Origin of the sequence: Kordiimonas gwangyangensis DSM 19435 = JCM 12864 (assembly GCF_000375545.1) — a bacterium.
GTDB classification, from domain to species: domain Bacteria; phylum Pseudomonadota; class Alphaproteobacteria; order Sphingomonadales; family Kordiimonadaceae; genus Kordiimonas; species Kordiimonas gwangyangensis.
This window is the reverse complement of record NZ_AQXF01000005.1, coordinates 78,348-97,935: the sequence shown is the minus strand read 5'-3', so window position 1 is coordinate 97,935 and position 19,588 is coordinate 78,348. Positions and strand designations below refer to the sequence as shown.

Genomic DNA, 19,588 nt, shown 5'->3' with positions numbered 1-19,588 from the left:
CAAATCCTCCCTTTTTTGCCCGCACCGCATGACCGGTGGGCCAGCGCCTTCCCTGCGCCATGCTAGAGGCTTGCGTCAATATCGACTTTTGTCAATTTATTTATTCAACGATCAATAAATAAATTGTTTTGGTGCTTGCAACAGCGCTTAGGCCGCGCCAAAGTAGCCGCAATCAAAAGGGATAAAGACAAGAGTGGTCATGAGTGCAAAGAAACAACCGGCACGCCGCAAGCAGGCGGACAGGCGCGAAGAATCGCGTGAACGTATCCTCGATGCGGCGGAAGAACTGCTCGCCGGGCGCGGGTATGACGGTGTCACCATGCGTGAAATCGGCAAGGCCGCTGGCGCGGATACCTCGCTCGTGCACTATTATTTCGATAATAAGGCCGGGCTTTTCAACGCGGTGATCGCGCGCCGCGCGGGCGTTGTCAATGACGCGCGCGAAGCCGCGCTTGACGCATATGCAGCGGCCCATAAGGGGAATATGACCGCGCAGGGTGTACTGCGCGCCTACCTTGAGCCGACCTTCAGTTTCATGATGTCGGGCGAGCCGGGCTACCTCAACTATGGCGCGCTGATCGCAAAGCTCAACAGTACCGCCATGGGTGGCGATGTGGACACCACGCACACACCTTTCGACCCCGTGGTCGAACGGCTGGTGAACCTCCTCAATGAAGTGCGGCCAGAAGTCAGCCGGGCAGACCTATACTGGTATTACCACTTTGTCTCGGGCGCGATCTCACTCTCGCTCGCCCAAACTGGCCGTATCGACGTGCTCTCCGGCGGCCTCTGCCGGTCAGACGACTTCGCCACCATCCTCGATCGCATGGTGCGCGTACTCGGCCAAGGCTTCGAGGCGCTGGCGACATAAGTCTGCCTGCACAGTAGGGCAGGCGAAACGGCAGAAATTTAGGAGAAAGTGGTGCCGGCACCAGGAATCGAACCCGGGACCTGATGATTACAAATCAACTGCTCTACCAGCTGAGCTATACCGGCACATTCACCGTGACGCGGAAACGCGGGCGCGTTTGCGTGGCGCATCTTCTAGCATAAAAAAAAATCATATCAAGCGTCAAATGAGCGGAATTTCACGGTGGGTGCGTGGGGGTGGATGTACGGAAGGCAGAAGCTTAGCGCGCGCGGCGGAAGGTGAGGTTGTAGCGCACAGGGCCAAAGCGCGGGTCTGTGGCTGCCGCAATGGGTTTGACACCATGGTAAAAGAGCCGTGCCTCGCCGCCCAGCACCATCACGTCACCATCTGTGAGCGCGATGTTCTGTGCCTTGCCGCCACGGGTGGGGCCATAAAGCTGGAACACCGCCGGAATGCCGATGGAGACAGACACAATCGGCCAGCTTTTGTCCGCCTCGTCTTGATCGATATGCGGGGTGAGTTTGGTGCCAACTTCATAGCGGTTGATCAGGCATACGTCCGGCTCGAAACCATCATACCCCGCTTTTTTGCTTGCTTGTTTCGCCAGCGATATGAAGTCAAGCGGCATGGCGGGCCATGGTTCGCCGCTCATCGGGTCCGCGGCATCGTAACGGTAGCCGCGGGCGTCTGAGACCCAGCCGTATTGGCCGGTATTGCTCATCGCCACATTCATCTGCCGCCCGCCGGGTGTCATCATACGGCGGAGCGGTGCGGCGTCTAGGAGTGCAGGGATGTGCGCGAGCAGGGCATCGGTATCGGCGAAGCCGGGCAAGAGGTAAGCCCCTTGCCCGAGCGGTTCCACTTCCGGCCTGATGCTGGCGAAAAGATCCATCACTCTGCGGCCCTAAAGTGCATCATGGTAGATGACGCCAAGGGTATAGCGTTCGCCTTTGGTGATATCGGCCACGCCGTGGCGCAGGCTGACCTTGTGGTAGCCGTTTTTGCCCATTTGTGGCCGTTCGTTCACCGCAAAAACCACAGCGTCACCGCGCCGGAGCGGGACCACGCGCGGGCGGGACTGCATGCGTGGTCGGTTCTCGACGAGCACAAACTCGCCGCCCTCAAAGTCTTCGCCGGGGTCGCTGAGGAGCAGTGCCATCTGGAACGGGAAATACACTTCGCCGTACAGGTCCTGGTGCAGGCGGTTATAGCCGCCCCTGCCGTAGCGGAGGATGAGCGGCGTGGGCCTGACTTGGCCGATGTCGTGGCACTTCGCCTTGAAATCCTCATGACTTTCCGGGAACTTTGCGTCACGGCCCAGACGTTTGGCCCATTCATTAGCCGCGCGGGCGAGGGGCGGGAAGCTCTCCCGCCTCAGGGTTTCAAGCGTGTCCGGCAACGGGTAGCGGAAATAGCGGTAGTCCCCGTCACCGTAGCCGTGCCGCGCCATGATCACCTGTTTGCGATAGCGGTCCTCGTCGTCATACCCGGCGCGGAACGCGGCACATTCATCCGCGCTCAGCAGGCCACGGATGATGCTGTAGCCCTCATCCATCAGGCCGGTTTGAACCGCTTGCCAGTCCACAGCCTGCACTTTTGCGGCCACGCTCATTCACCAGCCTCCCGCTTCAGAAGCTTGGCCTTACGCTCCACCCCCCAGCGGTAGCCGCTCAGGGAGCCATCACCGCGTATAACACGGTGGCACGGGATGGCGATGGCGATGCGGTTGTTGGCGCAGGCGTTGGCGACGGCGCGCACGGCCTTCGGTTTCCCAATAGCTTCCGCCACCTGGCTGTAGGTTTTAGTCTCACCTTCCGGGATGGCGCGCAGGGCTTGCCACACCTGTTCCTGAAACGCGGTGCCGCGGATATCAAGCGGCAGGGTGTCGAGTGTCTGTTTACCCTTGTCGACAAGGGTGAGCGCGCCTTTGAGCCAGCCGTTCATGTCATCCGTCGCTTCCTCAAGCGTGGCGCGCGGGAACTCGGCCTTCAGCGCATCCATCAGCGCTTCGCGGTTATCGCCAAGCTGGATGGTGCAGATGCCGCGCTCGGTCGCGCCCATCAGCATGAAACCGAGCGAGCAGGGCGAAATGCTGTAGCGCACCACAAGGCCGCTGCCGCCCGCGCGGTACTGCTTTGGTGTCATGCCGAGGAAGCCTTGCGCCTTCTCGTAAAAACGGCTGTTGGCATTATAGCCTGCGTCATAGATTGCTTCCGTCACCGTGCGGCTTTCCTTCAGGCTGCCCCTCACGTTTTTTGTGCGGTGGCTGCTGGCGTAGGCCTTGGGTGTCACCCCTGTGATTTCCTTGAAAATGCGGTGGAAGTGATAGGCGCTTAGCCCCACATGGGCGGCGATGTCCGCAAGCACAGGCGTGCTTTCCGCGTCTTCGATAAAGCGGCAGGCGCGGGCGATAAGGGCTTGCCGCTCCGCCCAAGCCGGGCTTTCAAGCGGGCGGCAGCGTTTGCAGGGGCGGAAGCCCGCTTTCTCCGCCGCTTCCGGGCAAGTGTGGAAATCCACATTTTCGCGTTTCGGTGTGCGGGCACCGCAGGAGGGGCGGCAGTACACGCCGGTCGTGAGCACGGAGAAATAGAAGCTGCCGTCGGCGCGGGCGTCACGGCTGAGCACGGCCCGCCATTTTGCCTCATTGTCGTCGTATGCTGTGTCCTCAGTCACCGGTTTATTCGCCGCTTGCAAAGTGAATGTTGCTGCATGTGTCATGGTTCACTCCTCGTGTCTTATGTCAAGCATTGCGGCAAAGATAGGGGAGGGAGGCATTACCCGCTCTCCGATGCTTGCTGCTGAATTCAGAATTTGGTGAGGAGGGTTGAGCTTAGCACCGTCCCGCGCCATATAGGGGTGATGCAAGACATTGTTTTCAGTCCATAAAAGGAAAACCAATGTGGAATAAAGTGACCGAGCTTCTAGGCCTCGGGACCGATAAAAAAGACAGCAAGGCCAATGAGCTTCAGATCGCAACCGCTGCCCTGATGGTAAGCGTTGCATCCTCGGACGGTGAGTTTTGTGATGATGAGCGCGAACGCCTGACCGATTGCCTGACCGAGCATTTCTGGCTGACAAGCGAAGAAGCAGAAGAAATTATCGACCGCGCGCACGAGGAAGAGCAGGACGCACCAAGCCTTTACCGCTTTACTCGCGCGATTGCCAAGGAACTGGATCAGGAAGGCCGGCAGGAGATTGTCAGGCTTTTATGGCAGGTGGCGTTTGCCGATAACCGCATTGATAATTTTGAGGCCAATGTGCTGGCGAAGATTGCGGGGCTTCTGGGGGTGACGGAAGAAGACCGTATCCGTATCAAACATGAGGTGGAGGCGGCGACGGCCTGATGCCGCCGCCAGCGTCCCGCGTTTCCTTAAATCAGGAACATATAGACGACAAACCCGGTTACAGCCGCAAGGTTGAGGATCGTCGTTACTTTGGAAGTGCCGCCTGATGGGTCGGACCTTCCCGGTGCATTCAGCGTGTTCATTGTTGGTCTCCTGTCGTGGTCTCGGTGTTTTTGTGTGTTGTTATGAACACTAGATAGGCATCGGGCAGATAATTTCTACTATAAAAAATTCGAACACCCTGTTGCATGAGTGCGAACAGACAGGGTGGTATGGTTCCACCGTGCGATGAACCGACCTTGAAAAGATACCGACCGGTATGTATATAAGGTAGGTAATGGAATTCAGCCCATACTGTCGGGAAGGTATAAAGAGGTTGAAGATGACAAGGTCAAAAAACACACGCGAGAAGTTGCTTGATACCGCGATCGACCTGATCTGGAAAAGCAACTACACCCGCGTCGGTGTGAACGAAATTTGTAAATGTGCCGGTGTCACGAAGGGTGGTTTTTACCACTATTTCGAGACCAAGGCCGACCTCTTTTATGAGGCGTCGCTCTATCACTGGGCGCAGAAGCAGGATGAGCTCGACGAGATTTTCTCGCCGCGCTACACGCCGCTTGAGCAGCTGGAAAACCTGGTAAATCATATACTTGACCACCAGGCTTCGGATGAAGGTGACGATAACCCGGTGCTCGGGTGTCCCTTCTTCACGTCTGGCGCGCAGGTTGGTACGGGTGAAGACAAGGTGCGCGAAGCCAGCCGCATCATGTGCCAGAACGCTATCCAGTATGACCTGGCGCTTGCGCGCGGTCTCAAGGCTGGTGGCTACCTGAATGGCGACCCGGACTGTGACCAGCTTGCCCGCATGATGATGCAATATATTCAGGGGCTTTTGCTCTATGGCCGCACCTTTGCGGACATTGAAATTGTGCGCAATGACATCCGTGCAGGGCTCTACCGCCTGCTGGACCTCAAGGCCGAATACCGCGTGGCGGCAACGCCCGCAACTGCCGCCGCCTGATTCGGGCGCGAAATGGCGGTCTAGCGCCATATTTGCCCAATCCTCCTAAACTTTTGCCCATTAAGCTGCCCGTCTCAGGACGGGGAGCTTTGCGTTTTTTGCATGGGTGGCGGATTGTGCGGGTTTTTTGGCGGTTTTCTGCGGCTATCACGATGATGAATAATATCTATCAGAACTATAAATCTTAGCTGGGGTTGAAAACAGACCGACCGGTATGCATCTTGGTAACAAGCGAAACAGACCGACTGGTATGTAACTGGTCAACACGACAGAGCCGAGGACAAGAAAATGAGCAGCAAAAAAGCATATCTCAAGCGCCACACTGCCATCGCAGCCCTGCTGGTAGCAGCAGCTGTTGGCGGCATCGGTGCCTACCATCTTGATGACGCCCATGCTGGTGACGCACCGGCAACTGCGGCCGCACCGGCCGCACCTGAGGTTGTTGTCAGCACCCTTAAAACCGAAGCCATCCGTGAATGGAGTGAATTTTCCGGCCGCCTGACCGCGGTAGACTATGTGGAAATTCGCCCACGGGTAAGCGGCACCATTCATGAAGTGGCATTTGCGGACGGTGATTTCGTCAGCAAAGGCGACCTCTTGTTTGTGATTGACCCGCGTCCGTTTGAAGCCGCGCTTGCCCGCGCTGAAGCACAGCTTGCTTCCGCCAAGTCGCAAGTGGTGCTGACAGAAGCGGAACTGAAGCGCGCCGCCGAACTGGTGGAAAGCAGCTTCGTATCCAAAAGCGCGTACGACAAACGCAAGAACGACTATGATGTGGCACTTGCCGCAGTGAAGTCGGCTGAAGCCGAGCTCACGACAGCGAAACTCAACCTTGATTACGCCCATGTGACGGCGCCGGTTTCCGGTATCGTCAGCCGGCCCGAGATCACTGAGGGCAACCTCATTGAAGCGGGTCTGTCGGCACCGGTGCTGACCACGATTGTCTCGAACGACAAGCTTTATGCTGAGTTCAACGTGGACGAACGCACCTATGTTGCTGCCAAGCGCCAGGGCGCGGAAGGCGGCACCATGCCGGTTGTGCTGACCCTCGCGGGTGACAAGAGCGTATCTTATGAAGGCAAACTCTATTCCTTCGATAACAAGCTTGACCTGCGGTCGGGCACCATCCGCGCACGTGCGGTGTTTGAGAACAAGGACGGCGCACTGACGCCGGGCATGTTCGCCGACATCCGCCTTGGCTCCCCCTCCAAGGAAGACGTGCTGGTGGTAAGCGACCGCGCCGTTGGTACCAACCAGGACAAAAAGTTCGTCTATACGGTGAACTCTGATAATGTGGTTGAATACCGCGAAGTGAAGCTTGGGCGTACTGTTCAAGGTGGCCGCGTTGTTCTGGCGGGCCTTGAAGCCGGTGACCGTGTGATCGTCAATGGTGTGCAACGCGTTCGTCCGAACGTGACGGTGGCCGCCAAAAGCGAAGACGCGATCCAGACGGTCAGCAGCGCAATTCAAAGCCGCTAATTCCGGACCCCCAGTTCCAGGCACTATGAAGCGGTAAACTCCAGGCATTCCGGGCTAACCCCCGGAATGCCGGGTGCTGCCACGCTTTGTCATCTGTTGCCTGTATTCAGTATCCGAGTTTTTGCCACGCTCCGTGGCGGATGATCCGAATTTAACGCCATGCGCCCATGCGCGCGAGGCCATATGGCGGAGACACTAGATGAATATCTCCAAGTTTTTTGTGGACCGGCCCATTTTTGCGGGCGTGCTGTCTGTTATCGTTTTCATGGCAGGCCTGATTGCCATGTTCCGCCTGCCCATTTCTGAATATCCGGAAGTGGTGCCCCCCTCCATCGTGGTGAACGCCCAGTTCCCCGGCGCGAACCCCAAGGTGATCGCCGAAACCGTGGCGACACCCCTGGAGGAGCAGATCAACGGCGTTGAGAACATGCTTTATATGTTCTCGCAAGCCACGTCGGACGGCATGATGACGCTTACCATCACCTTCCGGATCGGTACCGACCCCGACCTCGCGCAGCAGCAGGTACAGAACCGGGTGGCACAGGCCACACCGCGTCTGCCTGAGGTGACGCGGCGCCTCGGTGTCACCACCGTCAAAAGCTCGCCTGACCTCACGATGGTGGTGCACCTGCGCTCGCCAAGTGAGCAGTACGACCCGCTTTACTTGCGCAACTACGCCATCCTCAACATCAAGGACCAACTGGCCCGTATTGAAGGTGTGGGGCAGGTGCGTGTGTTTGGCGCGGGTGACTATGCCATGCGCCTGTGGCTCAACCCTGAGAAAATCGCCGAACGGGGCCTGACCGCGAATGAAGTGGTTGCTGCGGTGCGCGAACAGAACATTCAGGTCGCGGCTGGCACGCTTGGCGGCGCGCCCTATGATGACGGTATCGAGATCCAGTTCCCGATCAACGCCAAAGGGCGGCTTGAAAGCGTGGATGAGTTTGAAAATATCATCATCCGCGCCGGTGATGAGGGCCAGATCACGCGGCTGAAGGACGTTGCACGGGTGGAACTGGGTGCGCAGCAATATGCGCTCCGCTCCATGCTTGATAGCAAGCCTGCCGTCGGTATCCCGATCTTCCAGGCACCGGGTGCCAACGCCATCCAGATCTCGGATGACGTGCGCGCGACCATGGAAGAACTGAAAAAGAATTTCCCCGAAGGTGTGGACTACGCCATCGAATATGACCCCACTGTATTCGTGCGTGGGTCTATCGAGGCCGTGGTGAAAACCCTTCTTGAAGCTGTTGCGCTTGTTGTTCTTGTCGTGATTGTCTTCCTCCAGACATGGCGGGCATCGATTATCCCTCTGCTCGCTGTTCCAGTGTCGATCGTCGGTACCTTCGCGTTGATGCTCGTGTTCGGGTTCTCAATCAATGCTCTCTCTCTGTTTGGCTTGGTACTGGCGATCGGCATCGTGGTGGATGATGCCATCGTGGTCGTGGAGAACGTCGAACGCTACATCGAGAAAGGCATGCAGCCGAAGGAAGCGACCTATCAGGCCATGCGCGAAGTCTCGGGCCCCATTATCGCCATCTCGCTCACGCTTGTAGCGGTGTTTGTGCCGATTGCCTTCATCAGCGGCCTTACGGGCCAATTCTACAAGCAATTCGCGCTGACGATCGCCATCTCGACCGTGATTTCGGCCTTCAACTCACTGACGCTCAGCCCGGCGCTGGCAGCCCTTCTTCTCAAGGGGCACGATGCACCGAAGGATGCGCTTACCCGCGGCATGGATAAAGTGCTGGGTGGTTTCTTCCGCGGTTTCAACAAAGTGTTCAAGAAAAGCTCCGACGCCTATTCGGGCGGTGTGAAACGCAGCCTTGGCCGCAAGTCCATCGCGGTTGGTCTGTATGTTGTGCTGCTCGGCCTCACCTATCAGGGCTTCCAGGAAGTGCCACAGGGCTTCGTGCCGGCGCAGGACAAGCAGTATCTTGTCGGCTTCGCGCAACTGCCGGATGGTGCTACACTTGAACGCACGGAAGCGGTGATCCGCGAGATGGGTGAGATTGCCCTCGCTGAACCGGGTGTGAAAAGCGCCATTCAGTTCCCGGGGCTTTCGATCAACGGTTTCACCAACAGCTCGAGCGCCGGTATTGTGTTCGTCAGCCTTGAAGACTTCGAGAAACGCAAAGGCGACGCTATGTCCGGCGGGGCTATCGCTGGCCGCCTGAACGCCAAGTTCGCGGGCATCAAGGAAGCCTTCATTGCCATCTTCCCGCCACCACCGGTGCAGGGTCTTGGCACCATCGGCGGCTTCAAGCTGCAGATCGAGGACCGCACGGACCTTGGCTATGAAGCCCTGAATAACGCGCTTCAGCAGGTGCTGCAAAAAGCATGGGCCACGCCTGAGCTGGCGGGTGTCTTCTCAAGCTACCAGATCAACGTACCGCAGCTTTATGCGGACCTTGACCGGGAGCGTGCGAAGCAGCTCGGCCTAAACATTGATGAAGTGTTCCAGACCATGCAGATTTATCTGGGTTCGCTTTATGTGAACGACTTCAACAACTTTGGTCGCACCTATCAGGTGATTGCGCAGGCGGACAAACAGTTCCGCTCCACCCCGCAGGATGCCATGCAGATCAAGGTGCGGAACACGGCTGGTGACATGATCCCGCTTGCGTCGATCATGACACTTGATGAAAGCTATGGCCCTGAAAGTGCCCAGCGCTACAACGCCTTCCGCGCGGCTGACCTGAACGGCAACGCCGCACCGGGTTACTCAAGCGGGCAGGCGCAGGATGCGATCGCCAAGATCCTTGATGAGACTTTGCCCAAGGGCATGGAGTATGAGTGGACGGACCTCACGTACCAGCAAATCCTCGCTGGCAACACGGCAGTGTTTGTCTTCCCGCTCTGTGTGATGCTCGTGTTCCTCGTGCTGGCGGCACAGTATGAAAGCCTCACGCTTCCGCTTGCGGTGATCCTGATCGTGCCGATGGCTGTGATGTCCGCTATTGCGGGTGTGTGGCTCACGGGGGGTGACAACAACATCTTCACCCAGATCAGCCTCTTTGTGCTCGCGGGGCTCGCGTGTAAAAACGCCATCCTGATTGTGGAGTTTGCCCGTGAACTCGAGACCCAGGGCCGCAGCATCACCGAAGCGGCGATTGAGGCAGCCCGCCTGCGTCTTCGCCCGATCCTGATGACGTCGTTTGCCTTTATCATGGGCGTGGTGCCGATGGTGATCTCGACCGGAGCGGGTGCCGAGATGCGCAACGTGATGGGTATTGCCGTCTTCTCCGGCATGCTCGGTGTGACCTTCTTCGGTCTCTTCTTCACGCCGGTCTTCTATGTGCTCTTGCGCAAACTGGAGACACGCAAAAAAGCTGCTGCATAGGCTTTGCGGCAGCATACCAGACACCAAAGCCCCGGGGTCATGCCCCGGGGCTTTTTTCTTGGGCCCACCCAGCGCCTTCTTGCAAGGCTTGCAAAAAAAATCCCCCTTCCAAACCATGATAAAATCAAGCTAAACTGCCACACATACGGGGCAGGGCATGCGCTTCTGCAAAAAAGTGCAAGATTGGGTAAGAATGGACGACGGCAACAAAAAGAATTTGAAACGGCTTGAGGATCTGGCCGCGATCGCAGGGGTGTCGATCTCCACCGTGTCTCGCGCGCTCAATGATAGTCCGCTCGTCTCGGACCGTACCAAAAAGCGCATCATGGCGCTGGCGCAGAACAACAATTATTCCGGGCGGCTGAAGGACAAGGTCTATACCGACGATACGGACAAGACCATCTCCATCGTGATCCCGCCGCCGCAAGGCCGCGACACAAGGCTTTCGGACCCGTTCACCCTTGATCTCATCGGCGGTATCGGTGATGCGCTCAAGGAACAGAACTGCGACATGCTGATCTCGCACCTTACCATGACCGACTATCACGCTGCCGCCAATCTGGTCGCCAGCGGGCGCTGTGACGGGCTTGTGGTCATTGGCCAAAGTACGATGCACGACCAGCTCAATCAGCTCGCGCAAATGAAGGTGCCTTTTGTGGCATGGGGTGCGCAGTTGCCGGGACAGCAATATTGCTCGGTCGGTAGTGACAACCACCAAGGTGGTCGGCGCGCGACCAACCATCTTATCCGCATGGGCCGCAAGCGTATCGCCTTCCTTGGTGACAATGAGGGGCCTGAAGTGCAGCTCCGTTTCTCAGGCTACAAGGAAGCACTTGAGCAGAATGAGATGATGGTGCAGCCGGAACTGGTCCGCCCCGCGCATTTCTACCCGGAATCCGCCATGGAAGCCATCGATGTGCTGCTCGAGGAAGGCATTCCGTTCGACGGCGTTGTGGCCGCAAGTGATATGATCGCCATCGGTGCCATGCGTGCGCTTGTCCGCGCGGGCAAACAGGTGCCGGAAGATGTGTCCGTGATCGGTTACGATGATGTGCTGGTGGCGGCATACGCCAGCCCCGCGCTCAGCACCATCAAGCAGGATGTGACAAAGGCGGGCCGCCTGATCGTCAGCAAGCTTCTGCGCATGCTGGAGGGGCAGGCGGTACAGCCGTCCTACCTGCCGACAGACCTGATTGTGCGGGAAAGCTGCGGCTCGTAACCGCAAGCATTTGGGCTGAAAAGAAAAGGGACCGTTTGGTCCCTTTTTTCATCTCTAAAGTTTTGCGATGAAACCGCCGCACACGGGTATGTCGCCCGCGCCGGTGCCGGTGACGCCGCCAACGCTCAGCACCATGTCGCCCGTGCCGTCAAGCCCGGCCCATGGTGCCGGTTGTTCGCCAAGGTTGAACACACAGAGGAGCTTCTCCCCCTCCGCCTCGCGCGTGAAGGCAAGGATGGGTTCAGCCGCATCAAGGAAAGTGATGTTGCCGCGTACCAGCGCCGGGTGTTCCTTGCGGAGTGCGAGGAGCTTGCGGGTGTGGGCAAGGGTGGACGAGGCGTCTTTTTCCTGCACGTCCACGGCGATGGGCAGGTGGTTCACGTCCATCGGCAGCCATGTATCTGCGGGCCAGCCGCCGTTTGCGTCGCTCGCTACCCACGGCATCGGTGTGCGGCAGCCGTCACGGCCTGCGGTTTCCGGCCAGTTGCGGATGGCTTCGGGGTCCACCAGGCGTTCAAACGGTACGTCAGATTGCGGCAGGCCAAGTTCTTCACCCTGATAGAGGAAAATCGTGCCCTTGAGCGACAGCAGAAGCGCATTCATCGCCTTTGCAAATGCCTGCGGGTCACGCCCCTTGCGCCAGCGTGTCACCACACGCCGCCGGTCATGGTTGGAGAAGGTCCAGGAAGGCCAGCTGTCAGCGGCTTCTTCCCAGTCCTCAATCGCACCGCGGATGCCGGGCACAGACAGTTCTTCTTCCTCAAGGAAGATGAAGCTGTAGGCGGTGTTCAGCAGTTTGTCGCCCTTTGTATAGGCGGCCATTTCCTCGAGCGAGCGGTTGCCGCCCACTTCCGCCACCGTGAAGGTGGTGCCGTAGCTGTCCATCAGCGTGCGCAGCTTGGCGAGGAATTTTTCAATGTCCGGGTGGGACTGGTTATAAAGCTGGTCCTGCATGTCAAACGGGCGCACGGCGTTGCCGTTGGCGCGCGCCGGGTTATCCCTCAGTTCCGGGTCATGCATATAGAAGTTGGTCGCGTCGAGGCGGAAACCGTCCACCCCGCGGTCCAGCCAGAAACGCGCGACCGACAGCAGTTCCTCCTGCACCGCGNGGCAGTGCAGGTTGAGGTCCGGCTGTTCGGAAAGGAAGTTATGCAGGTAATACTGCTTGCGCGCGGCATTCCATGTCCAGCTTGGGCCGGTGAAGACCGACTGCCAGTTGTTTGGCGGGCTGCCGTCTGCCTTGGCGTCAGCCCAGACAAACCAATCCGCCTTGTCGTTCGTGCGGCTGGATTTGCTTTCCTTGAACCACTCATTCTCAATCGAGGAATGCGAATACACCTGATCGATGATGACCTTGAGGCCCAGTTCATGCGCGCGCTTAAGCAAGCGGTCAAAGTCCTCAAGGGTGCCAAACACAGGGTCCACATCGCGGAAGTCCGCCACGTCATAGCCGAAGTCATGCATCGGCGACTTGAAGAAGGGCGAAATCCAGATGCCGTCAACACCGAGGCTTGCCACATAGTCCAATTTTGCTGTGATGCCGTTCAGGTCACCCACGCCGTCGCCGCTGCTGTCGCAGAAGCTGCGGGGGTAGATCTGGTAAATTACAGCGCCTTGCCACCAATCTTTCACGCTCAAAACTCCAATCATTACTACTGTGTGCAGCCGCTCAGGCTGTAAGCCGTCCAGCTCAAGGGTGGCAGGACAGCGCTGACGCGGCCCCCACTCAGCTCTGCGCCTGCTTCCGTGCCCGCAACATGGCACAGGCTTGCCCCCTCGGCACTGATGCCGAAGTCAGCCAGTGCGTCGGTGTTTGCCGTGTTGAAAACAAGCAGAATGCGTTCATCCGTGTCCTTGCCGAGACGCTCAAAAGCAAAGATGCCTGCGTCCTCGCTTGCGAACAGGATATTCTGTGCGCCACCCTGCAGCGCCGTGTGCGAGCGGCGGAAGTTCGCCAGCTCGACCAGATAGTCATACATCGGGTGGTTCTGGTCGAAATTATCGTCCGCCGGGTTCTTGTCGGTGCCGATATTATCATTGTCGTTATAGCTGGCGACCTGGCTTTCAAACATGTCCTCACGGGCATCCTGGTCGTTACCGTCACCGGTGAAGCCCTGTTCGTCGCCATAGTAGATGACTGGAATACCGCGGGTGGCATACATCAGCGCGTGCGCCAGCTTCATGCGGGCCAGCGCTTCGTCGTCGCCCATGTCATCCCGCGCGGTGGCGATAAAGCGGCCAATGCGGCCCATGTCATGGTTGCCAAGGAATGTGGGCAGGATCGACGCGCTTGAATGCTCACCGTCATAAAGCCCGTCCTGCGCGTAGAGGTCAGAGAGCAGCATTGGTGATTTGCCGCGTGCAATCACATCCGTTGCCACGCCTTGGAAGCCAAAATCCAGCACCGCAGGCAATTTGGCCACGCGGGTGAAGTGGCTCAGTTTCTCCGGGTCGCCGTCATAGACTTCGCCGAAGATATAGAACTGCGGGATACCGATGGATTTTGCATGCTCAAGGATCGCGGGCGCGAAAGCCTGCCAGAAGCTGTCGTTCACATGGCGCACGGTATCAATGCGGAAACCGTCGATGCCGAATTCGCTGATCCAGAATTTATAGATATCAATAAAACCGGCTTTTACGAGCGGATGTTCAGTGAACAGGTCATCAAGGCCTGCAAAATCACCGTAGAGTGAGCTTTCACCCTTCCACTCGCTGTCACCACGGTTGTGGTAATAGCGAACGTCATTCAGCCACGCCGGGACTTTGATGTCCTTCTCCGCCTCAGGCACATAGGGCGTGTAGGCGTAGGACTGATCTTTCAACTTGGCGAAGTTGGAAGCTGTCTGATGCTCCGGCTCGTCACCAAGGAAACCCTCGTTGATCGGCTCGCCATAGCGGCCACCTTTGGTGGTGTAGGGGAAACGCTCCTTGGAGCGGTATTCACAAAGCGGGATCAGCGCGTCTTTACTGAGCTCCGCCTGTGGCAGGCATTCCTCATATTTGATCACGTCAGCTGTGTGGTTGGTGATGATGTCAAAAATCACCTTCATGTTGCGTTCGTGCGCGGCAGCAACAAAGGCCTTGAGGTCATCGTTGCTGCCAAGGTGCGGGTCGATCTGCGTGAAATCGGTAATCCAGTAACCATGATAGCCTGAAGACGCACCCTCAGGGTTGCCCTGTACCGCCTTGTTCTTGAAAATGGGGGTCAGCCAGATGGCGCTCACGCCCATGTCGGCGAGATAATCGAGCTTCGCAGTCAGGCCCTCAATGTCGCCACCATGGTAGAAGCCCTTGTGGGTCGGGTCGAAGCCATGGTCAAGCACGCCGCCGTCAATACCGCCACGGTCGTTCGTCGGGTCGCCGTTAAAGAAACGGTCCGGCATGACAAAATACATCACGTCTTCGGTGATCGGGCGTTCGCTATAGGCGCGCAGGCTTTCGGGGCGTATGGCAAGTTCGTCTGTCTCGAGGTCCGCACCGCAGGCGGTGGTCAACATGGTGGCCGTCAGAAGCGCACTGGCGATTTTTGTAAACTTACGCATTTTGCGTTTCTCCCTTGTCGACAAGCAGGGTCGTGAAACCGGCAATGATCATGGAGATTCCACCAATCATCATGGCAAAGATCGGCTCGCCATCAAAGAAGACGCGCACCAGAAGGCCAAGGACGGAAGCTGCCAGAAGTTGCGGGATCACGATGAAGAAATTGAAGATGCCCATATAGACACCCATTTTGGCGAACGGTACCGCGCTCGAAAGCAGCGAATAAGGCACCGACAGGATGGAGGCCCAGGCGATGCCCACACCCACCATGGAGAGGATCAGCATCTGGGGGTCGCTAATCAGGTAAAAGGATACAAGGCCGATGCCGCCAAGGCACAGGTTCAGAAGGTGGGTCTGGCGGCGGCCAATTTTCTCAGCCAGCTTCGGGATCGCAAAAGCGGCGAGGGCAGCGAACACATTATAGGCGGCAAACAGAATACCGACCCAGTCAGCCCCTTCGTTATAGGCTTTGCTCATCACATCCGACGAGCCGTAGTGGAAGCTGGTGACCGCAGGGGTCGCGCTGGTCCACATGGCAAAAAGCGCAAACCAGGAGAAGAACTGAACCACAGCCAGTTGTTTCATTACCTTGGGCATCAGGAAAATATCGTCGATCACCTCGATGAAGGCATTCTCGGTCCGGTTCGCGCCCTTGAGCGCCCCTGCCGCAAGCTGCAGCACACCAAAGGCGGTGATGCCGCCTGAGAGGATAAACAGTTGTTTGTCGAGGCCGCGCGCATAAACAAAATAGCTGAAGGCTGCGCCAACGATGAACCAGATGATGCCAGCGGTGCGGTAGCTTGCCGCCGGGCGGTCATTGCTGCTGCGCATAAGCGCGGCGGCCGGCAAGGCGGCGGCTTCCGCTTTTGCAAATTCTTCAAGCTCTTTGGGGCTATATTCCTTGCTACGGAACACTGTCCAGAGTACCGCGAGCAAGAGTACTGCGCCGCCAAAATAGAAGGAAAGCTTCACGGACGGCGGGATCATGCCTTCAGGCGCGGTGTTCTCAACACCAAACCAGTTGCTCATCATATAAGGCAGCGCCGATGCGACGACCGAGCCCACGCCAATGAAGAAGCTTTGCATGGCGAAGCCGGTGGTACGCTGGTTCTCGGCGAGGTTATCGCCCACAAACGCGCGGAACGGCTCCATCGTCACATTGATGGACGCATCCATGATCCAGAGCATGCCCGCTGCCACCCAAAGGGCAGGGGAGTTTGGCATGATAAACAGGGACAGCGTGGCGAGGATCGCGCCCCACAGGAAGTAGGGGCGGCGGCGGCCAAGGCGTGTCCATGTGCGGTCGCTCATATAGCCGATGATGGGCTGCACAATCAGGCCTGTGAGTGGTGCGGCCACCCACAGCATGGGGATGTCGTCAAAGCTGGCGCCAAGGGTCTGGAAGATACGGCTGACGTTCGCATTCTGTAGTGCAAAGCCGAACTGAATGCCCATAAACCCGAAACACATGTTCCAGATTTGCCAAAACCCGAGCTGTGGTTTTGTGGTCATGAAAACCCCTCTTCCCTAGATACTGCGACCTTAACTTTTGGTGTGCCATTCCCCGTGGCAAGTTTCGTCATATCAGTTTTTGCAAAAAATGCAAAAAGTAAATGAAATATTTTTCACTACCTCTGGTGCATGACCTGCAAAAAGCGCTGAGAACCCCACAAACGTTTAGCAAATTATTAAAAATATTGCGGTAAAGTGGGGTTGTTGCAGGAATGATACGCCCTTTCACGCTTTTGCAATAAATGGCAAAAATATGAAAAAAGCGCTTGATTTTTGCAAAAAAATGGACGCAATTTGTAAACAGGGAACACCAAAGCACCCCAGAGGAAGGGGGTGCCATCAGTGCTGACTGGTACTTTAGTGTAGGGAAGTGCCGGTCGTAGGCGAGTTTATATCGGAAGGGGAGGATTGCATGCGCACCTCAAAACTAAGGTCACAACTGTTATCATTTGCGTCCCTGTCGGCAATTGCCTTTGCGGCAAACCCGGCGCTGGCACAGGAAGATGCTACCCAGGATTCAGAAGTCTCTGAACTCGAAGAAATTACCGTTACTGGTATTCGTGCCAGTATCATGAGCTCGGTTGCGCGCAAGCGCGAGAGCAGCTCCATCGTTGAAGCGATCTCCGCTGAAGATATCGGCAAGCTGCCGGACGCTTCCATCGCGGAATCGATCGCACGCCTGCCGGGCCTCGCAGCCCAGCGCCTTGACGGCCGTGCAAACGTAATCTCCATCCGTGGCCTCGCGCCTGACTTCACCACCACGACGCTGAATGGCCGTGAGCAGGTGTCGGCAAACAATGGCCGCGCGGTCGAGTATGACCAGTATCCGTCTGAGCTGATCAACGGCGTTGTGATCTACAAAACGCCGGACGCCAGCCTCACAAGCCAGGCCGTGGGCGGTACGGTTGACCTCCAGACCATCAAGCCGCTGCGCTACGGTGACCGCGCGATCGTTGTGAACGTTCGTGGTGAGTATGCTGACCTCGGCGCGCTCAACTCCGGCACGTCGGCGACGGGCTACCGCGCAAGCGTTTCTTACGTTGATCAGTTCGCTGACGACACCATCGGTATCGCCATCGGCTATGCCCGCATGGTTTCGCCGACACAGGAAGAGCGCTGGAACACCTGGGGCTTCCCGACCGACAACCCGAATGCTGACGGCAACCTCGTGATTGGTGGTGCCAAGCCTTACGTGAAGTCGAACGAGCTGACCCGTGACGGTTTCCTCGGTGTGCTTGAATATGCGCCGCATGACAGCGCGTTCCGCACCACGATTGACGCTTACTATTCCAAGTTTGATGACGAGCAGACCCTGCGCGGTATCGAAATCCCGCTTTCCTGGTCTGGCGCACAGCTTCAGGACGGTTGGACCGCGTCTGACGGCCTGATCACCGACGGTCAGTTCAACGGCGTTGAGGTTGTGGTGCGTAACGACTTCGTCAAGCGCGAAGCCGACACCATCGCCCTCGGCTGGAACACCGAATACGACCTGAACGACAACTGGCGCTTTGAAGCTGACCTCAGCTACTCAAGCGTTGAGCGTGTTGAAAGCAACATGGAAACCTATTCGGGCACGGGCCGTGGTAGTGGCGTTGGCGCGACCGATGATCTTGGTTTCAGCATTGGTGCAAACGGTGTGATGACCTTCACGCCGGGTCTCAACTATGCTGACCCGACCCTTATTCAGCTTGGCGGTCCGCTCAGCTGGGGTGGTGGTCTTGAGGCTGCGGGTGCATACCCGGACTCGAACGCGCAGGACGGCTTCATCAACGCGCCTGAGACGGATGACGAGCTTTACGCCATCCGCCTGAGCGCCGAGCAGTCGGTCAACAATGACTTCCTGTCGACGATCGAATACGGCGTGCGCTATTCCCGCCGTGAAAAGAGCCTCTTGGACAAGGGTTATTACCTGACCCTCAAGCAGTACCCGGCGGATCTTCCGGTCCCGACCGAGTTCCTCTTGGACCCGACCTCGCTTGACTTCATCGGCATGGGCGACATGCTCTCCTATGACGCGCTGGCGCTCTTTGAAAGCGGCGCTTATGTGCTGACCGATGCGGCAGAAAGCGAACTGAGCCGTACCACAAACAGCTGGACCGTGCAGGAGAAGGTGTTCAACGCCTATATCCAAGCCAACATCGAGACCGACCTCATCACCGGTAACGTGGGCGTACAGGCGGTTCACACGAACCAGAGCTCGCAAGGTTTTGCGGTACAAGTCAACTCAACGCCGAACGGCAACGTTGTTGCCTTCACGGCTGTTGACGAAGGCACCAAATACTGGGACTTCCTGCCAAGCATGAACCTCAGCTTCAATGTTGATGACAGCAACAAGATCCGCTTCAGCGTGGCGCAGGTTCTGGCCCGTGCACCGATGGCAGATATGAACGCAGGCTTCAGCCTTGGCGTGGACAACACGGCTGAAATCTTCACCGGCAGCGGCGGCAACCCGCAACTGAAGCCGTTCAAGACCTGGCAGTTCGACCTTGCCTATGAAACCTACTTTGGTGACGGCGGTTACGCGTCCATCGGCGGTTTCTACAAGGAAATCCAGAGCTATCCGTTCAGCTCTTCGGAAGCTTACGATTTTGCTGATATCCTTGGCCCGCTCTCGCAGATCGTGGACAATATCCCCGATAACGGCATCCCGAACTCGACCGTTGGTCGTCGCGACTTCAAGGAAAACCTTGATGGCGGCAAGATCTACGGCGTCGAATTCTCGACCGCTATCCCGTTCAGCATGATCGCGGAAGAATTGTCCGGCTTCGGTATGCTCGGTTCGGCATCCTTCACCAAGAGTGAAATCATCGACCCGAACTCCGGTAGTGAAATCACCCTGCCGGGTCTGTCGAAGACCGTTATCAACGGCACGCTCTACTATGAAGACCATGGCTTCCAGGCGCGTGCCAGCGTACGTCACCGCTCCAAATTCCTTGGTGAAGTGGCAACGCTCAGCCTCGCCCGGACCCTCGTGGACGTAGAAGCAGAGACCATCATTGACGCGCAGCTCGGGTATGACCTTTCGGAAGTGGGGATTGACGGCCTGTCGATCCTGTTCCAGGTCAATAACCTGACGAACGAGCCGTTCATCACCTACTATAACGGTGACCCGCGCCAGACGCGTGACTACCAGAACTATGGTCGTACCTTCCTGTTCGGCCTGAACTACAAAATGTAATTGCGGGGTAAGCCCCAAGCGATTGCTTGAACGAAATGTCCCCGCCGGTATAGTTATCGGCGGGGATTTCTTTTATCT

At 57.5% G+C, this 19,588-nt stretch carries 13 protein-coding genes and 1 tRNA gene; 7 read left to right on the top strand and 7 right to left on the bottom strand.

Annotated elements, in window-relative coordinates; translation table 11 throughout:
• Window positions 1-199 precede the first annotated feature (199 nt).
• Window positions 200-871 carry a TetR/AcrR family transcriptional regulator gene (locus B150_RS0114485; protein ID WP_020400658.1) on the top strand — a complete coding sequence of 224 codons (672 nt, stop codon included), beginning with the start codon at window positions 200-202 and terminating at the stop codon, window positions 869-871.
• A 49-nt stretch (window positions 872-920) separates the two neighbouring features.
• Here the strand turns inward: B150_RS0114485 and B150_RS0114480 are convergent.
• The 4 genes from B150_RS0114480 to ada form a co-directional block, all read right to left on the bottom strand.
• A tRNA-Thr gene (locus B150_RS0114480) sits at window positions 921-996 on the bottom strand.
• Between the two features lie 134 nt (window positions 997-1,130).
• Complete coding sequence (gene alkB, locus B150_RS0114475) at window positions 1,131-1,763, bottom strand: DNA oxidative demethylase AlkB (RefSeq protein WP_020400657.1); 633 nt, start codon at window positions 1,761-1,763, stop codon at window positions 1,131-1,133.
• 12 nt (window positions 1,764-1,775) lie between these two features.
• The gene (locus B150_RS0114470; protein ID WP_020400656.1) at window positions 1,776-2,483 is read right to left on the bottom strand and encodes a 2OG-Fe(II) oxygenase; all 708 of its coding nucleotides are present in this window, start codon (window positions 2,481-2,483) and stop codon (window positions 1,776-1,778) included.
• Window positions 2,480-3,589, bottom strand: a complete 1,110-nt coding sequence (gene ada, locus B150_RS0114465) for a bifunctional DNA-binding transcriptional regulator/O6-methylguanine-DNA methyltransferase Ada (RefSeq protein ID WP_020400655.1) — start codon at window positions 3,587-3,589, stop codon at window positions 2,480-2,482. Before ada ends, B150_RS0114470 begins: the two co-directional genes overlap by 4 nt.
• Before the next feature lie 179 nt (window positions 3,590-3,768).
• On the opposite strand from ada, the gene B150_RS21295 reads away from it, so the two are divergent.
• From B150_RS21295 to B150_RS0114435, 5 genes are all read left to right on the top strand, one after another.
• Window positions 3,769-4,215, top strand: a complete 447-nt coding sequence (locus B150_RS21295) for a tellurite resistance TerB family protein (protein WP_020400654.1) — start codon at window positions 3,769-3,771, stop codon at window positions 4,213-4,215.
• A gap of 382 nt (window positions 4,216-4,597) precedes the next feature.
• Window positions 4,598-5,239: a TetR/AcrR family transcriptional regulator gene (locus B150_RS0114450; RefSeq protein WP_020400652.1), complete on the top strand. Its 642-nt coding sequence runs from the start codon at window positions 4,598-4,600 to the stop codon at window positions 5,237-5,239.
• A 288-nt stretch (window positions 5,240-5,527) separates the two neighbouring features.
• Window positions 5,528-6,718 (top strand): efflux RND transporter periplasmic adaptor subunit, encoded by a 1,191-nt coding sequence (locus tag B150_RS0114445; RefSeq protein WP_020400651.1) that lies wholly within the window; start codon window positions 5,528-5,530, stop codon window positions 6,716-6,718.
• 199 nt (window positions 6,719-6,917) lie between these two features.
• Window positions 6,918-10,061: an efflux RND transporter permease subunit gene (locus tag B150_RS0114440; RefSeq protein WP_020400650.1), complete on the top strand. Its 3,144-nt coding sequence runs from the start codon at window positions 6,918-6,920 to the stop codon at window positions 10,059-10,061.
• A 193-nt stretch (window positions 10,062-10,254) separates the two neighbouring features.
• Complete coding sequence (locus tag B150_RS0114435) at window positions 10,255-11,280, top strand: LacI family DNA-binding transcriptional regulator (RefSeq protein WP_026168399.1); 1,026 nt, start codon at window positions 10,255-10,257, stop codon at window positions 11,278-11,280.
• 54 nt (window positions 11,281-11,334) lie between these two features.
• Here the strand turns inward: B150_RS0114435 and B150_RS0114430 are convergent, their stop codons facing one another.
• From B150_RS0114430 to B150_RS21285, 3 genes are read right to left on the bottom strand one after another with little or no spacing between them, the layout of a single operon-like run.
• Window positions 11,335-12,930 carry an alpha-glucosidase family protein gene (locus tag B150_RS0114430; RefSeq protein WP_026168398.1) on the bottom strand — a complete coding sequence of 532 codons (1,596 nt, stop codon included), beginning with the start codon at window positions 12,928-12,930 and terminating at the stop codon, window positions 11,335-11,337.
• Window positions 12,931-12,932: 2 nt separating this feature from the next.
• Complete coding sequence (locus tag B150_RS21290) at window positions 12,933-14,822, bottom strand: alpha-amylase family glycosyl hydrolase (RefSeq protein ID WP_020400647.1); 1,890 nt, start codon at window positions 14,820-14,822, stop codon at window positions 12,933-12,935.
• Complete coding sequence (locus B150_RS21285) at window positions 14,815-16,332, bottom strand: MFS transporter (RefSeq protein ID WP_020400646.1); 1,518 nt, start codon at window positions 16,330-16,332, stop codon at window positions 14,815-14,817. Before B150_RS21285 ends, B150_RS21290 begins: the two co-directional genes overlap by 8 nt.
• Before the next feature lie 412 nt (window positions 16,333-16,744).
• Here B150_RS21285 and B150_RS0114415 point away from each other — a divergent pair, with 412 nt between their 5' ends.
• Window positions 16,745-19,510 (top strand): TonB-dependent receptor, encoded by a 2,766-nt coding sequence (locus B150_RS0114415; protein WP_020400645.1) that lies wholly within the window; start codon window positions 16,745-16,747, stop codon window positions 19,508-19,510.
• Window positions 19,511-19,588: the final 78 nt, after the last annotated feature.